The 16,201-nt window shown below is 66.1% G+C and carries 13 protein-coding genes; 12 read left to right on the top strand and 1 reads right to left on the bottom strand.

Annotated elements, in window-relative coordinates; translation table 11 throughout:
• Nucleotides 1–71 precede the first annotated feature (71 nt).
• From C7T96_RS14655 to C7T96_RS14680, 6 genes are all read left to right on the top strand, one after another.
• Complete coding sequence (locus C7T96_RS14655) at nucleotides 72–2,081, top strand: CocE/NonD family hydrolase (RefSeq protein WP_106571990.1); 2,010 nt, start codon at nucleotides 72–74, stop codon at nucleotides 2,079–2,081.
• A gap of 152 nt (nucleotides 2,082–2,233) precedes the next feature.
• Nucleotides 2,234–3,823 carry an ABC transporter substrate-binding protein gene (locus tag C7T96_RS14660; RefSeq protein WP_106571991.1) on the top strand — a complete coding sequence of 530 codons (1,590 nt, stop codon included), beginning with the start codon at nucleotides 2,234–2,236 and terminating at the stop codon, nucleotides 3,821–3,823.
• A 15-nt stretch (nucleotides 3,824–3,838) separates the two neighbouring features.
• Nucleotides 3,839–4,798 (top strand): ABC transporter permease, encoded by a 960-nt coding sequence (locus C7T96_RS14665; RefSeq protein ID WP_106571992.1) that lies wholly within the window; start codon nucleotides 3,839–3,841, stop codon nucleotides 4,796–4,798.
• 10 nt (nucleotides 4,799–4,808) lie between these two features.
• Nucleotides 4,809–5,633 (top strand): ABC transporter permease, encoded by an 825-nt coding sequence (locus tag C7T96_RS14670; protein ID WP_106571993.1) that lies wholly within the window; start codon nucleotides 4,809–4,811, stop codon nucleotides 5,631–5,633.
• Nucleotides 5,633–7,297, top strand: a complete 1,665-nt coding sequence (locus C7T96_RS14675; protein ID WP_106571994.1) for an ABC transporter ATP-binding protein — start codon at nucleotides 5,633–5,635, stop codon at nucleotides 7,295–7,297. The genes C7T96_RS14670 and C7T96_RS14675 overlap by 1 nt, the downstream gene beginning before the upstream one ends.
• Before the next feature lie 105 nt (nucleotides 7,298–7,402).
• A complete protein-coding gene (locus tag C7T96_RS14680) occupies nucleotides 7,403–8,248 on the top strand; it encodes an alkaline phosphatase family protein (protein ID WP_106571995.1) in 846 nt (281 codons plus the stop codon).
• A gap of 3 nt (nucleotides 8,249–8,251) precedes the next feature.
• On the opposite strand, the gene C7T96_RS14685 is transcribed toward C7T96_RS14680, so the two are convergent.
• Nucleotides 8,252–9,235 (bottom strand): GlxA family transcriptional regulator, encoded by a 984-nt coding sequence (locus tag C7T96_RS14685; protein ID WP_106572092.1) that lies wholly within the window; start codon nucleotides 9,233–9,235, stop codon nucleotides 8,252–8,254.
• Nucleotides 9,236–9,317: 82 nt separating this feature from the next.
• Between C7T96_RS14685 and C7T96_RS14690 the strand changes: the two genes are divergently transcribed.
• The 6 genes from C7T96_RS14690 (at nucleotide 9,318) to C7T96_RS14715 (ending at nucleotide 16,199) form a co-directional block, all read left to right on the top strand.
• On the top strand, nucleotides 9,318–10,235 hold the full coding sequence (locus C7T96_RS14690; protein WP_106571996.1) for a 3-keto-5-aminohexanoate cleavage protein: 918 nt from the start codon (nucleotides 9,318–9,320) through the stop codon (nucleotides 10,233–10,235).
• A gap of 61 nt (nucleotides 10,236–10,296) precedes the next feature.
• Nucleotides 10,297–11,334, top strand: a complete 1,038-nt coding sequence (locus tag C7T96_RS14695) for a 3-hydroxyacyl-CoA dehydrogenase NAD-binding domain-containing protein (RefSeq protein ID WP_106571997.1) — start codon at nucleotides 10,297–10,299, stop codon at nucleotides 11,332–11,334.
• Nucleotides 11,335–11,374: 40 nt separating this feature from the next.
• Nucleotides 11,375–12,538, top strand: coding sequence for an acyl-CoA dehydrogenase family protein (locus tag C7T96_RS14700; protein ID WP_106571998.1), 1,164 nt, complete (start codon nucleotides 11,375–11,377; stop codon nucleotides 12,536–12,538).
• A 9-nt stretch (nucleotides 12,539–12,547) separates the two neighbouring features.
• Nucleotides 12,548–13,285: a DUF2161 family putative PD-(D/E)XK-type phosphodiesterase gene (locus tag C7T96_RS14705; RefSeq protein ID WP_106571999.1), complete on the top strand. Its 738-nt coding sequence runs from the start codon at nucleotides 12,548–12,550 to the stop codon at nucleotides 13,283–13,285.
• Nucleotides 13,282–15,402: an acetate--CoA ligase family protein gene (locus tag C7T96_RS14710; RefSeq protein WP_106572000.1), complete on the top strand. Its 2,121-nt coding sequence runs from the start codon at nucleotides 13,282–13,284 to the stop codon at nucleotides 15,400–15,402. Before C7T96_RS14705 ends, C7T96_RS14710 begins: the two co-directional genes overlap by 4 nt.
• 14 nt (nucleotides 15,403–15,416) lie before the next feature.
• The gene (locus tag C7T96_RS14715; protein WP_106572001.1) at nucleotides 15,417–16,199 is read left to right on the top strand and encodes a carnitinyl-CoA dehydratase; all 783 of its coding nucleotides are present in this window, start codon (nucleotides 15,417–15,419) and stop codon (nucleotides 16,197–16,199) included.
• The last annotated feature ends 2 nt before the right edge of the window (nucleotides 16,200–16,201 follow it).

The raw sequence follows: 16,201 nt of genomic DNA on the forward strand, positions 1-16,201 counted from the left end.
TTGCGCCGGACCGCGGGCGCATGGCTTGCTTGGCGATCTTTCTGGAAAGTCAGGCGCGGAAGGGAGCGGACATGAAGACAGTCACCGATTTTCCCCGGAAGGTCGTCGAGTTCCCCGATATCGGCATCGTCATGCCCGACGGCTGTCGGCTGTCGGCGCGTGTGTGGATGCCAAAGGACGCAGAGGCGGAACCCGTTCCGGCAATCTTGGAGCACCTGCCCTATCGCAAGCGCGACGGCACCACGGCGCGCGACAGCCTGACCCATCCCTATCTCGCCGGACACGGCTATGCCTGCCTGCGCGTCGACATGCGTGGCAATGGCGATTCCGAGGGCCTGATGGCGGACGAATACACCCAACAGGAGCTCAGCGACGCCTGCGCGGTGATCGCCTGGGCGGCGGCGCAGCCCTGGTGCAGCGGCGATGTCGGCATGATGGGCATCTCCTGGGGCGGATTCAATGCCCTGCAGGTCGCCGCGCTCCAGCCGCCGGCGCTCAAAGCGATCATCACGCTGTGTTCGACCGATGACCGCTATGCCGACGACATCCACTACAAGGGCGGTCTGCTTCTGAACGAGAACCAGGGCTGGGGCGCGACCATGCTGTCTTATTCGTCGCGACCGCCCGATCCCGCCCTCGTCGGCGAAAACTGGCGTTCGATGTGGCTCGATCGGCTCGACAACGAACCGTTCCTGCCCGCGCTCTGGCTTGAGCACCAGACCCGCGACGCCTATTGGAAACATGGCTCGGTCTGCGAGGATTATTCTGCCATCAAGGCTGCCACCCTCGCCGTTGGCGGCTGGGGCGATGCCTACAAGAACGCCGTCTCCCGGCTCGTCCGCGGCATCCAGAACGCCCCTGCAAAGGGCATTATCGGCCCGTGGATCCACAAATACCCGCATTTCGCCGTCCCCGAACCCGCCATCGGCTTTTTGCAGGAGGCGTTGCGCTGGTGGGACCGCTGGCTGAAAGGACGCGCCACCGGCGTGGAGGACGATCCGGCGATGCGGCTATACCTGATGGACTCCGTGCCGCCGCGCGACTGGTACGACGAGCGGCCGGGGCGCTGGATCGCGGAGCCGGACTGGCCGTCGCCGGCGATCGCGACCCGCGATCTGTTTCTCGACGGGTCGGGCGGGCTCGCGGACGGCGCCCGGCCCGGCTTCGAGGCGACCATCGCCTCACCACAGGATTGCGGATTGTTCAGCGGCGAGTATTGCGCGATCTGGCTCGGTCCCGACCTGCCGGGCGACCAGCGCGAGGACGATGCGCGATCGCTCTGTTTCGACGGCCAGCCGGCCGATACCGCCATCGACATCGTCGGCGCGCCGGTCGTCTCGCTGTCCCTTTCGGCCGATCGGCCGCGGGCCATGATCGCGGTCAGGCTGTGCGACGTTCAGCCCGACGGGGCATCGACCCGCATCACCTATGGCGTGCTCAATCTGTGCCACCGCGCCTCGCACGAATATCCCGAGGACGTCACTCCCGGCGCGAAAATGGCGATCACGTTGCGCCTCGACGACGTCGCCTATGCGCTCAAACCCGGCCACCGGCTGCGCCTGGCGATCTCCAGCGCCTATTGGTCGCTCGTCTGGCCGTCGCCCGAGCCGGTCGAACTCACCGTGTATGAGGGCAGGCTCACCCTGCCGGTGCGTGCCCCAGGCACCGGCAACGAGGTCGACTTTTCCGGCCCCGAAGGCGCGCCAGCCTGGGCGGCCGAGACCGTGCGCACACCGTCCAACAGCCGTCGGGTCGAGCGCGATCCGCACACAGGGACCGCGACCCTGGTCATCGAGGACGATTTCGGCGCCTTTCGCGATTGCGATCACGGCCTGGAGACGGGAAGCGTGGCGCGTGAAAAATGGTCGATCCATCCCGGTGACCCGCTGTCGGCGCGCGGCGAAACCCACTGGACCGAGACGCTGCGGCGCGGCGACTGGTCGGTGCGCACAGAGACGTTCACGACGATGCACGCCGACCGCAAGCATTTCTTTTTGTCAGGGCGCATTGAGGCCTATGAGAATGAGAAATTGCGCTTTACACGAAGATTTGCCAATAAAATCAAACGCAACTTCATCTAGCGGATTAGTCGCCTGCAAATGGCCTCTCGCCATTTACGCCAGGGAATGTCGCATTCGGTCTTGCGATATGCACAGCTATGGCGCCAATATTCCCGTCAAATAGAGGCCGGATAATCGGTCCGCGGGCAACCAAAAAGAGTGAGGAACATCCCATGTCGCAAGAACTTGAATATTTGAGCCATCGCGTCGCTGTCGGCAAGCTCAGCCGGCGTGACTTTCTGGGCAGGGCCGCGGCACTCGGCGTCACGGCCTCCTTTGCCAACACGCTTCTGGGAAGCGCGGCCAGGGCCGCCGGTCCGCAGAAGGGCGGCATCATCAAGGCCGGCATGCAGGGTGGCGAGGCGACCAACAGCCTCGATCCGGCGAGCTTCCTGTCGCAGGTGCCGTTCACCTTCGGCAAGAGCTGGGGCGAATATCTCGTCGCGCTGACGCCTGCAGGCGGGCTCGAAAACCGCATCGCCGAGGAAATCGGCGCCTCCGACGACGCCAAGGTGTGGACATTCAAGATCCGCGACGGCGTCGAGTTTCACAACGGCAAGACCGTCACCGCGGACGACGTTCTGGCCACGCTCGAGCGCCATTCCAACGAGGATTCCAAGTCCGGCGCGCTCGGCATCATGAAGGGCATCGAATCCATGAAGGTCGACGGCAAGAATGTCGTCGTCACGCTCAAGGAGGCCAATGCCGACCTGCCCTACCTGATGGCGGACTATCATTTGATCATCCAGCCGAACGGCGGCAAGGATGCGCCTGACGCCGGCATCTCGGCCGGCCCCTACAAGGTCACCGTCAACGAGCCCGGCGTGCGCCATGGCGGGGAGCGCTTCGCCAATTACTGGCAGGGCGACAAGATGGGCTTCGCCGACCAGATCGAGATCATCGTCATCAACGATGCAACGGCGCGCACCGCCGCCTTGCAGGGTGGCCAGGTGCAGTTGATCAATCGGGTTGAGCCGAAGATCGTCGATCTGGTCAAGCGCGTGCCGGGCGTGACGATCCGCAACGTATCGGGACGTGGCCATTACGTCTTCATCATGCATTGCAACACCGCCCCCTTCGACAACGCCGATCTCAGAATGGCGCTGAAATACGCGATGAACCGCGAGGACATGGTCGAAAAGATCCTGCGCGGCTACGGCTCGGTCGGCAACGACTTCCCGATCAACGGGGCCTATCCGCTGTTTTCCGACGATGTCGAGCAGCGCCCCTACGATCCCGACAAAGCCGCGTTCCATTTCAAGAAATCCGGCCATGACGGATCGGTCTTGCTGCGCACCTCCGACGTCGCCTTCCCCGGCGCGGTCGACGCCGCCCAGCTCTATCAGCAGAGCTGCGCCAAGGCCGGCATCACCATCGACGTCAAGCGCGAGCCCGGCGACGGCTATTGGTCGGAAGTATGGAACAAGCAGCCGTTCTCGACCTCTTACTGGGGCGGCCGGCCGACGCAGGACCAGATGTATTCCACCGCCTACATCTCGACGGCGGACTGGAACGACACCCGCTTCTTCCGCGAGGATTTCGACAAGCTGATCATTGCGGCCAGGGCGGAGCTCGACGAGGCCAAGCGCAAGGCGATGTATCGCGACGCCGCGCTCATGGTGCGCGATGATGGCGGTCTGATCCTGCCGATGTTCAACGATTTCATCGACGCCTCGACCGACAAGATCGACGGCTGGGAACCCCACCCGGCGGCCGAACTGATGGACGGCTACGCCCTTGCAAAGTGTTGGCTGACGGCCTGAGAGGGCCGTTGACCAATGGGTTCATCCATCGCAAGCCTCATCGCCCAGCGCATCGCGCTGGGCGTCCTCCTCCTGTTGGCCGTCTCGGTCCTCATCTTCGTCGGCACGCAGATTCTTCCCGGCGACGTGGCGCAGTCGATTCTCGGCAATCAGGCGACCCCCCAGGCGCTCGCCAATCTGCGCGAGGAACTGGGCCTCAACGATCCCGCCATCGTGCGATATTTCGCCTGGCTCGGCGGCGTCGTGACCGGCGATCTCGGCACCGCGCTCACCACGCGTCAGGATATCGCCACCACACTGATGCCGCGGCTGTGGAACACACTGTTTCTCGCTTTTTGGGCGGCGGTCGTCTCGGTCCCGCTCGCCATCATTCTGGGCCTGCTGGCGGTGCGCTATCGCGACGGCCCGATCGACAAGGCGATTTCCGGCTTCGCGCTCGCTTCGACCTCGCTGCCGGAATTTTTCGTCGGCTATCTGCTGATCTTCTTCGTCGCGGTCAAGCTGCAATGGTTTCCCTCGATCTCGACCGTCTATGACGGGATGCCCCTGCTGGCCAAGCTGCAGGCGATCGTGCTGCCGGCGACCGTTCTGGTTCTGGTGGTGCTCGCCCACATGATGCGCATGACGCGTGCAGCGATTCTCAACGTCATGCAGTCGGCCTATATCGAGACCGCCGAACTGAAGGGGCTGTCGGCCTTCGACATCATCCGCAAACATGCCTTTCCCAACGCGATCGCCCCGATCGTCAACGTGGTCATGCTCAACCTCGCCTTCCTGGTGGTCGGCGTGGTCGTGGTCGAGGTGATCTTCGTCTATCCCGGTCTCGGCCAGTATCTCGTCGACCATGTCGCCAAGCGCGACGTGCCGGTGGTGCAGGCGGTCGGGCTGATCTTCGCCGCCGTCTATATCAGCTTGAACATCATCGCGGACATCACGGCGATCCTCGCCAATCCGCGCCTCAGGCATCCGAAGTGAGGGCGGCTGCATGGTCACGCTGACACGCATCCCCTTCGCCGCCGCCCTCGGGCTGGTATTCACGCTGCTGTTCGTGTTCGTCGCGATCTTCGCGCCGCTGATCGCACCCTACCCGCTGTCGGAAATCGTCGGCGACGTATGGGAACCGATGTCGTCCACCCACCTGCTGGGAACCGACAATCTCGGCCGCGATCTGTTGTCGCGCATGATCTTCGGCGCGCGCACGACCATCTTCATCGCTGTGATGGCGACGGCGGTCTCCTTCATCACCGGCTCCGTGCTCGGCTTCACCGCCGCCGTCGTCGGCGGCTGGTTCGACACGATCATGTCGCGCTTCGTCGATCTTTTGATGTCGATTCCGACGCTGATCTTCGGCCTCGTCGTCTTGTCGGTCCTGCCCTCGACCATCCTCACGCTCGTGCTGGTGATGGGTATACTGGACTCCACGCGGGTCTACCGGCTGTCGCGCGCGGTCGCCGTCGACATCAACGTGATGGATTTCGTCGAGGCTGCCAAACTGCGCGGCGAACGCATGGGTTGGATCATCTTTCGCGAGATTCTGCCCAACGCGCTTTCGCCGCTCGTTTCCGAGCTCGGCCTGCGTTTCATCTATGCCGTGCTCTTCCTGTCGGCGCTGTCCTTCCTCGGCCTGGGCGTGCAACCGCCCGAGGCGGACTGGGGCGGCATGGTCAAGGAGAACAAAGAAGGTATCGTGTTCGGCATTCCCGCGGCATTGATCCCGGCGGCGGCGATCGCCGTGCTGGCAATCTCCGTCAACCTGGTCGCCGACTGGGTGCTGAACCGGACGACGAGCCTCAAGGGAGGACGTGGCTGATGGCCCGCACGCAGGCAAAACCGACCACGGACGGGCCGCTGCTTCAGATCCGCAATCTGCGCATCGAAGCGACGGTCTATCCGCCCGGCGAGGCCCCGCACGACATCACCATCGTCGACGACGTGTCGCTGAAGCTCGAAAAGAGCAAGGTGCTCGGGCTGATCGGCGAATCGGGGGCCGGCAAGTCGACCATCGGCCTGTCGGCCATGGGTTACGGTCGCGGCGGCGTCAGGATCACCGGCGGCGAAGTGATCCTCAACGGACGCGACATCCTCAAGGGCGGTCTCGGCGGGCTGCGCCGGCTGCGCGGGCGCGAGGTGTGTTATGTCGCCCAGTCGGCCGCCGCCGCCTTCAACCCGGCCCACAAGCTGATGGACCAGGTGGTGGAGGCGGCGCTGCTGCACGGCACCGCCGCGCGCGCGGAAGCCGAGAAGCGTGCGATCAATCTGTTCCGGAAGCTCTCCTTGCCCAATCCCGAGACGATCGGCGAGCGCTATCCGCACCAGGTCTCGGGCGGCCAGCTCCAGCGCGTGATGACGGCGATGGCGCTATGCCCGGAGCCGGACCTGATCGTCTTCGACGAGCCGACGACCGCGCTCGACGTCACCACCCAGATCGACGTGCTGGCCGCCATCAAGGACGCGATCCAGGATACCGGGGTCGCCGCGCTCTACATCACCCACGACCTGGCGGTCGTCGCCCAGGTCTCCGACGAAATCATGGTGCTACGCAACGGCAAGCTGGTCGAATGGGGCGACACCCAGCAGATCATCACCGAGCCGCGACGCGAGTACACCAACCAGCTCGTCTCCGTGCACCAGATCGCGCATCAGGAAAAGGAAGCAGTCGGCGCGCCGCTTTTGAAGGCCGAAAACGTCACCGCGGCCTATGGCGGCGGCATGGTGGACGTGTTGAAGAACGTCTCGGTCGAGATCAGGCCCGGCCAGACGCTAGCCGTGGTCGGCGAATCGGGATCCGGCAAGTCGACTCTGGCGCGCGCCATCACCGGCCTGCTGCCGCCGCGGCAGGGCTCGATCACCTTCGACGACCGCGAACTGCCGGCGAGGCTTGCCAGCCGCACCCGCGACGATCTGCGCGAATTGCAGATGATCTACCAGATGGCCGACGTGGCGATGAACCCGCGCCAGACGGTCGGTACGATCATCGGCCGGCCGCTGGAATTCTATTTCGGCATGCGCGGCGCCGAACGCGACAAGCGCGTCGGCGAGCTCCTGGAGGAGATCGAGATGGGCAGCGGCTTCCTCGACCGCTATCCGGCCGAGCTTTCCGGCGGCCAGAAGCAGCGCGTGTGCATCGCGCGGGCGCTGGCGGCGAAGCCGAAACTCATCATCTGCGACGAAGTGACGAGCGCGCTCGACCCGCTGGTGGCCAACGGCATCCTCAAACTGCTGTTGAACCTGCAGGAGATCGAGCATGTCGCCTACCTGTTCATCACCCACGATCTGGCGACGGTGAAATCGATCGCCGATTCGATCGCGGTGATGTATCGCGGCGAGGTGGTGCGCTACGGCCCGAAATCCGAGGTGCTCGCGCCGCCCTTCGACGACTATACCGACCTGCTTTTGTCCTCGGTGCCCGAGATGGAGGTCGGCTGGCTGGAAAAGGCGATCGCCGGCCGCAAGATGGAGAGCGCAGGCAACTGACACCACCGGCCAAGCCGGCCCGACAGAAACGTGACGGCGACAGCCGGGTTGCGTTCCGGTGCGCTCTGCCACCGGCCCCGCCAACACAACCACGAAAGCGCAACCATGCCTGTTTCATCGAAACTTCTGCTGATTGTTCTCGACGGCGTGCCGTGGCGCAATTGGCGGCGCCTGTTCGGCAATCTCGAGGGATGGGTGCAGTCCGGCGAGGCGCGGGTGTGGAAGATGCGTGCCGTGCTGCCGTCGATATCGGCCTGTTGCTACGCCTCGATCCACACCGGCGTGCCGCCGCAGGTGCACGGCATCCTGTCGAACGAGGTGCGCTTTCGCGTCGCCCAGCCCGACATCTTTTCCGAGGTGACCAAGGCCGGCGGCAAGACCGGCGCGGTCACCCATTCCTACTGGTCGGAGTTCTTCAACCGCCATCCCTTCGATTTCGTCGGCGACATCGAATATGACGAACCGGCCGGGCCGATCGCCCACGGCCGTTTCCACACCATGACCGGCTACGGTCACGACAACCAGATGACGCCGTCCGACGTCGATTTGTTCGCGACGCTGTCGATGCTCGCCGCCCGTCACGGCATCGACTACGGCATTCTGCATACCTGCACGCTGGATTCCATGGGCCATCGTTTCGGCCACGACAACACCCCGATGGACCACGCCTGCGCGGTCATGGACGGCATGCTGGCCGCCTTCCTGCCACGCTGGCTGGAAGCCGGCTACGAGGTGATCGTCACCGCCGATCACGGCCAGACCGATCGTGGCCACCATGGCGGGCGCGAGGATCTGCAGCAGGATTTCGCGCTTTATTATTTCGGACCGGCCGCCGGACCCGACGACGACATGCTGCTCGACCAGCTCCAGCTCGCGCCGACCATCCTGACACGGCTCGGCGTGCCGGTTCCCGCAACGATGAGCGCTCGACCGTTCCTGCGCGCCGGCTGATGATCAGCGCCCGCCGCGCATCGCCGAGGGCGCGCGTGCAAACGCTGCCGCAAAGGCCCGGCTGAAGGCGGAGGCGGAGGAAAAACCGGTTCGCGCGGCGATGTCAGCCATCGGCTCGGTCGTGTCGAGCACCAGCCGCCGCGCCGCAGCCAGGCGCAACCGCAGATAATAGGCGCCGGGCGTTTCGCCGACCGCGTCGGCAAACAGCGTTTCCAGCCGGCGCGCGCTGACGCCGCAACGCCGCGCCAGCGCCGAGACCGGCAAGGGCCGGTCGACATGGCTTTCCATCAGCCGGATCGCCTGGGCCACGCGCGCATCGTAACCGTCGAGCCTGCCGAGCGAGACCAACGGCTGGGCATCGGTCGCCGCCCGCGCCTGATCGTAGATAAACACGCTCGCCACGTCGAGCGCGACCGCCATGCCGAGCCGCGAGCGCACCATGTGCAGCATCAGGTCGAAGGTCGGCGAGGCGCCGCCGGCAGTGAACACCGGCCCGTCGATCACATACCGGTCGGGACGCACCTCGCAGCCGGGAAAACGCGCGGAAAAATCCTCCAGGTCCTCCCAATGGGTGGTCGCCGCCCGTCCCTCCAGCAGGCCCGCCGCGCCGAGCAGCCACGATCCCGCCTCGATCCCGCCCACCGCGCGTGCCTGCCGAGCGGCACGCCGCACGCCTGCGATCAGCCCCGGCGTGGCGGCAAGCCGCGTGCCGAAGCCGCCGACCACGATCAGGACGTCGCTGCGGCGCGCCGGATCGAAACGGCCGGCGACGGCGACCGGTAGGCCGCAGGTCGTGACCGGCGCCTCCCCGCCGGCCGATACGATGGTCCAGTCGAACAGCGTCTTGCCGGCGATGCGGTTTGCCGCCCGCAGCGGATCGACCGCCGAGGCCACGCACATGATCGAGGCGCCGGAAAAAACCAGGAAGGTCAGCGCAAGCGGGTCGCGTTCGGGCCGGAAGATCGAAGCGGCTTCGTTTTTCATCAAGAACAATTCGTAAATTGTAAAGCATCCTCCTGCAAGCCGCGCGATCCTGCGATCCGGATCGGACGCGAACCGGAGGATCGCCATGCCCCTTACGATGAACCGCGAGGTCTTCGTCACCTGTGCCGTCACCGGCTCGGGCGGCACGCAGGATCGCAGCCCGCACGTGCCGCGGTCGCCCAAGGCGATCGCCGAATCGGCGATCGCGGCGGCCAAGGCCGGCGCCGCGATCGTCCATTGCCACGTGCGCGATCCCGAAACCGGCGCGCCGCGCCGCGACGTCGAACTCTACCGCGAAGTGACCGAACGCATCCGCGACGCCGAAGTGGACGTCGTCCTCAATCTGACCGCCGGCATGGGCGGCGACATGGTGTTCGGCCCGACCGACAAGCCGCTGCCGCTCAAGGAAAACGGCACCGACATGGCCGGCGCGGCCGAGCGGGTCGAACATGTGCGCCAGTGCCTGCCGGAGATCTGCACACTCGACTGCGGCACGATGAATTTCGCCGAGGCCGATTACGTCATGACCAATACGCCCGGCATGCTGCGCGCCATGGGCGGCCTGATGACCGAGATCGGCGTCAAGCCGGAGATCGAGGCGTTCGACACCGGCCATCTGTGGTTCGCCAAACAGCTTGTCGAAGAGGGTATTTTGAAGCCCGACGCGCTGGTGCAATTGTGCATGGGCGTGCCGTGGGGCGCGCCCGACGATCTCAATACCTTCATGGCGATGGTCAACAACGTGCCCCGGGACTGGACCTTTTCCGCCTTTGCGCTCGGCCGCAACCAGATGGCCTATGTCGCCGCCTCGGTGCTCGCCGGCGGCCATGTGCGCGTCGGGCTCGAGGACAATCTCTGGCTCGAAAAAGGCGTCTTGGCGACGAACGCGCAACTGGTCGAGCGCGCGGTATCGATCGTCGAGGCGATGGGGGCGCGCGTTCTGGGGCCCGAAGAGGTGCGAAAAAAGCTCGGCCTGGAGAAACGCGCGCCGCTGGCGGCCTAGTGCTGAGGCTCAAGAAGATGGACAACGTAGCGCGCAACCCGTGTGGACCGGAGACGTTTCTATGACCATCACAAGAGCCGCATGTATCGGCGGGGGCGTTATCGGCGCCGGCTGGGTGGCCCGGCTCGCCCTCAACGGCATCGACGTCGCCGTTTTCGATCCCGACCCGCAGGCCGAGCGCAAGGTCGGCGCGGTGCTGGCCGGCGCGCGCCGGGCCTATCAGCGCATGGCCGGACAATATCTGCCGAAGGAAGGCGGGATCCGCTACGCGGCAAGCATCGCCGACGCTGTCGACGGCGCGACGCTGATCCAGGAAAGCGTGTCCGAACGGCTGGAGCTCAAACACGCGGTGCTGGCCGAGATCGACGCCCATGCCGCCGCCGACGCCATCGTCGGCTCCTCCACTTCCGGCATCAAGCCGAGCGACATGCAGACGGCGATGCGGCGTCCCGAGCGCCTCGTCGTCGCCCATCCCTTCAACCCGGTCTATCTGCTGCCGCTGGTGGAAATCGTCGGCGGTGAAAAGACCGCGGGCGAACATGTCGAGCGAGCGCGCGCGCTCTATGCCTCGATCGGCATGAAGCCGGTCGTCGTACGCAAGGAAATCGAGGCCTTCGTCGCCGACCGGCTTCTGGAAGCGATCTGGCGCGAATCGTTGTGGCTGATCAAGGACGGCATCTGCACCACCGAGGAGCTGGACGACATCGTGCGCTACGGTTTTGGCCTGCGCTACGCCCAGATGGGCGTGTTCGAGACCTATCGGATCGCCGGTGGCGAGGCCGGCATGCGCCATTTCATGGCCCAGTTCGGACCCTGCCTCACGTGGCCGTGGACCAGGCTGATGGACGTGCCGGAGTTCAACGACGAGCTCGTCGATCTGATCGCCGACCAGTCCGACGCCCAGTCGGGACAATGGTCGATCCGCGACCTCGAACGGATCCGCGACGACAATCTGGTCGCGGTGATGGAGGCGCTGTCGCGCCAGAACAAGGGCAAGGGCTGGGGCGCGGGCGCGCTGCACAAGGACTATCTTGCACGCCTCGCCGAAACCGCACGGCCGGACAAGGATGCGGGTGACGGCAACGGGAGCGAGACATGAAAAGGCTCGATCCCACCATGCCCGAAGCTGAGGTGAACGCATGAATTTCGGCTTGAGCGAGGAACAGGCGCTGATCGTCGAGACAACCCGCGCCTTCGTCGAGAACGAGCTTTACCCGCACGAGCAGACGGTGGAGCGCAGCGGCCACCTGCCGATGGAACTGATCCGCGAGGTGCAGAAAAAGGCGATCGCCGCCGGGCTCTACGCGGCAAACATGCCGGCAGAGGTCGGTGGCGCCGGTCTCGATACGCCGACATGGTTGCTTTACGAAAAGGAACTCGGCCGGGCCAATTACGCCCTGCACTGGACCTGCGTGGCCAGGCCCTCCAACATCCTGCTCGCCGGCACCGACGCGCAGAAGGAAAAATATCTCTATCCGTGCATCCGCGGCGAAACCTGGGATTGTCTGGCCATGACCGAGCCCGGCGCCGGCTCCGACCTGCGCGGCATGAAGGCGAGCGCGGTGGAGAAGGGCGGCGACTGGGTCTTGAACGGCACCAAGCACTTCATTTCCCATGCCGACATCGCCGGCTTCGCCATCGTCTTCATGGCGACCGGCGAGGAGGAGACCCCGCGCGGCAACCGCAAGAAGATCACCGCCTTTTTCGTCGACAAGGGCACGCCGGGCTTCACCGTGCGCGACGGCTACCGCAACGTCTCGCATCGCGGCTACACCAATTCGGTGCTGGAATTCGACGATTGCCGCCTGCCGAAGGACCAGGTGCTGGGCGAGGTGCATCGCGGTTTCGAGGTCGCCAATTCCTGGCTCGGCGCGACCCGGCTCCAGGTCGGCGCGACCTGCCTCGGCCGGGCCGACCGGGCGCTCGCCCACGCCATCGACTACGCCGCCCAGCGCGAACAGTTCGGCCAGCGGATCGGCAAATTCCAGGGCGTTTCCTTCAAGCTCGCCGACATGGCGACCGAATTGAAGGCGGCCGAACTGATGGTCATGGAAGCCGGTTGGAAATACGACGCCGGCACGGTCACCGACCAGGACATGGCGATGGCCAAGCTCAAGGCGACCGAGATGCTCGCCTTCGTCGCCGACGAGGCGATCCAGATCCATGGCGGCATGGGACTGATGGACGACCTGCCGCTCGAGCGCATCTGGCGCGACGCCCGCGTCGAGCGTATCTGGGAAGGCACCAGCGAGATTCAACGCCACATTATTTCGCGCGCGCTGCTGCGGACCGTGGGAGGATAGGACGACACGATGGCTGGCACGAGGATTCGCGAGGCCGACCTCTATGCGCCGGTCAAACGGCTCCTGGAGGCCCAGGGTTACGCCGTCAAGGGCGAGATCGGCGCCGCCGACGTGGTTGCGGTGCGTGGCGACGAGGCCCCGGTGATCGTTGAGCTCAAGGCCGGGTTTTCGTTGTCCCTATTTCATCAGGCGATCGACCGCCAGGCGATAACCGACGCCGTCTATGTCGCCATTGCGCGCGGACCCGGCCGCGCTTTTCTGCGCGCGCTCGCCGCCAATACCAAACTGTGCCGGCGCCTGGGGCTCGGACTGATCACCGTGCGGCTGAAGGACGGCTTCGTCGAGGTCCACTGCGATCCCGAGCCCTACCGGCCCCGGCAATCGGCGCCGCGGCGCGCGCGGCTTCTGCGCGAATATCACCGCCGCGTCGGCGACCCCAATACCGGCGGCACGATCCGCCGCAATCTGGTGACGGCCTACCGCCAGGACGCGCTGCGCTGCCTGCGCGTGCTGGCCGAGAACGGGCCGACCAAGGCCTCCGAGGTCGCCAGGCGCGCCGGTGTCGAGCAGGCGCGGCGGCTGATGGCCGACGACCATTATGGCTGGTTCGACCGCATCCGCACCGGCATCTACGATCTGAGCCCGAAGGGCCGCGCCGCGCTTGGCGATTATGCCGACGAGATCGGCAGGATCGCCGCGCGACAACCGGAGACGGCCGGGGATTGCGGCCGAGCGCCCTCGTCATGAGCGCACGCCGCGACTTCTCGCGCCTACTGCGCCCGCGCTCGATCGCCGTCATTGGCGGCGGCTTCTTCGGCTCCAACGTTGTGCGCCAGTCGCTCAAGATGGGGTTTGCCGGCGACATCTGGCCTGTGCATCCGGTCAAGAAGGCGGTGGAGGGCGTTCCCGCCTTCGCCAGCGTCGCCGACCTGCCGGGCGCCCCCGACGCCGCCTTTATCGGCGTGAACCGCCACCTGACCGTCGACATGGTCGGCGCACTCGCCGCGCGCGGCGCCGGCGGCGCGGTCTGTTTCGCATCGGGTTTTCTGGAAGCCGGCGAAGAGGACACCGACGGCGCGCGCCTGCAAAAGGCCCTGCTTGGGGCCGCCGGTGCCATGCCGATCGTCGGGCCGAACTGCTACGGCCTGATCAACTATGCCGACGGCGCCCTGCTGTGGCCCGACCAGCATGGCGGCGCCCGGCTCGCCGAGGGCGAGCGCGGAGCGGCGATCGTCACCCAGTCCTCCAACATCGCCATCAACATGACGATGCAGCGACGCGGCCTGCCGCTCGCCTATGTCATGACCGCCGGCAACCAGGCCCAGACCGGCCTGTCGGAGATCGGCCTCGGCCTGATCGAGGACGAGCGCGTGTCCTGTCTCGGGCTGCATGTCGAAGGCTTCGATGCGGTGGCCGGGTTCGAGCGGCTGGCGGCGCGGGCGCGCGAGCTCGGCAAACCGATCGTGGCGATGAAGGTCGGCCGCTCGGCCGCCGCCCGCGTGGCGACCGTCTCGCATACGGCCTCGCTCGCCGGCTCCGACGCGGCCGCCGAGGCATTTTTTGCGCGGATCGGCATCGCCCGCGTCCATTCGATCCCGGCCTTTGTCGAAACGCTCAAGTTGCTGCACGCGGTGGGGCCGCTTTCCGGCCCGCGCCTGTCGTCGATGAGTTGTTCGGGCGGCGAGGCCTCGGTGATGGCCGATGCCGCCGAAGGCCGGTCGGTGGGCTTTCCGCCGCTTGCCGAACCGCATCGCAAGCGCGTCAAGCAGACGCTTGGGCCGTTGGTCACGGTCGCCAATCCGCTCGACTATCACACCTTCATCTGGAACGACCGCGAGGCGATGACGACAACGTTTTCGGCGATGATCGCCGGCGGATTCGATCTCAACATGCTGGTGCTCGACTTTCCGCGCCGCGACCGTTGCACCGACGACGACTGGTGGCCGACTGTCGACGCCTTTGCCGCCGCCCTCGCCGCCAACGCGGCCAGCGGCGCGATCGTCGCCTCCATGCCGGAGAACCTGCCCGAGGATTATTGCGCAAGCCTTTTGGCGCGTGGCATCGCGCCACTATGCGGCATGGCCGAGGCGCTTGACGCTGCCGAAGCCGCGACCGCGATCGGCGAGGCCTGGCAACGCACCCCAGGCGCCCCTTTGTGGGCGGGTCGCACCGAATATCGCGACGATGGCGATGCGGATCGGGCCGAGGAAACACACGCCCCCGACGAGGCTGCGGCCAAGGCGATGCTGGCCGCGCACCGCCTGCCGATACCGGCCGGCCGCGTGGTGGCGAGTGCCGAGGAAGCTTCCTTCGCCGCCACCGGGATCGGCTTTCCCGTGGCGCTCAAGACGCTCGGCATCGCCCACAAATCCGAACGCGGCGCCGTGCGCCTCGGGCTGCGGGACGGCGCCGCCGTACACGACGCCGCGACCGCGCTGCTGGCGCTTTCCGACCGGCTCTATGTCGAGCGCATGGTGGAAGGCGGCGTCGCCGAACTGATTGTCGGCGTCACCCGCGACCCGCTGTTCGGTCCGGTGATGACGGTCGGTTCCGGCGGCGTGCTGGTCGAGCTCTTGCGCGATACCGCCACGCTTCTGCTGCCGCCGACACGCGCCGAGATCGAAACGGCGCTGCGCGGGCTGGAGCTTTTTCCGCTGCTCGACGGCTATCGCGGCCGGCCCAGGGCCGATCTTGAAGCGGCCATCGACGTCATCGCCGACGTCGCGGACTTCGCCGGCGCCCATGCCGGCACCCTCGACGAGCTCGACATCAATCCGCTGATCGTGTGCGCGAAGGGCGACGGAGCCTGGATCGCCGACGCGCTGATCGTGTTCACCCCGCCCGCCCCTCAAGGGGAAGGCTGAAGCCGGAGACAGTCATGTCCGATATCGTCAAGACCCGAGCCGAAAGCGCGATCCTGGAAATCACGCTCGACCGCCCCAAGGCCAACGCCATCGACCTGGCCACCTCGCGGCTGATGGGCGAAACCTTCAAAGCGTTCCGCGACGACGACGCGCTGCGCGTCGCGATCGTGAAGACGGCGGGCGACAAATTCTTCTCCGCCGGCTGGGATCTGAAAGCGGCCGCGAGCGGCGACGCGGTCGACGGCGATTATGGCGTCGGCGGGTTCGGCGGCCTGCAGGAACTGCTGGACATGAACAAGCCGGTGCTTGCCTGCGTCAACGGCATGGCGGTCGGCGGCGGCTTCGAACTGGCGTTGTCCTGCGACCTGATCTACGCTGCGGACCATTCCGCCTTCGCCCTGCCCGAAATTCGTGCCGGCACGCTTGCCGACGCCGCCACGATCAAGCTGCCGAAGCGCATCCCCTATCACGTGGCGATGGACATGCTTTTGACCGGCCGCTGGATGGATGCCGAGGAGGCGCGTCGCTGGGGCCTGGTCAACGAGGTGCTGGCGGCCGACCGGCTGGAGGAACGGGTCTGGGAGGTGGCGCGCCTGCTTGCCTCCGGCCCGCCGCTGGTCTTCGCCGCCATCAAGGAAGTAGCGCGCGCGGCCGAGGCGATGAATTTCCAGGACGCGATGAACCGGGTTACCAAGCGCAAATTCCGCACGGTCGACACGCTTTACGCATCCGACGACAATATGGAAGGCTTCCGCGCCTTCGCCGAAAAGCGCGACCCGGTATGGAAAGGACGATAGAC

The sequence above is a fragment of the Nitratireductor sp. StC3 genome, assembly GCF_003015025.1.
Classification (GTDB): domain Bacteria; phylum Pseudomonadota; class Alphaproteobacteria; order Rhizobiales; family Rhizobiaceae; genus Mangrovimarina; species Mangrovimarina alexandrii.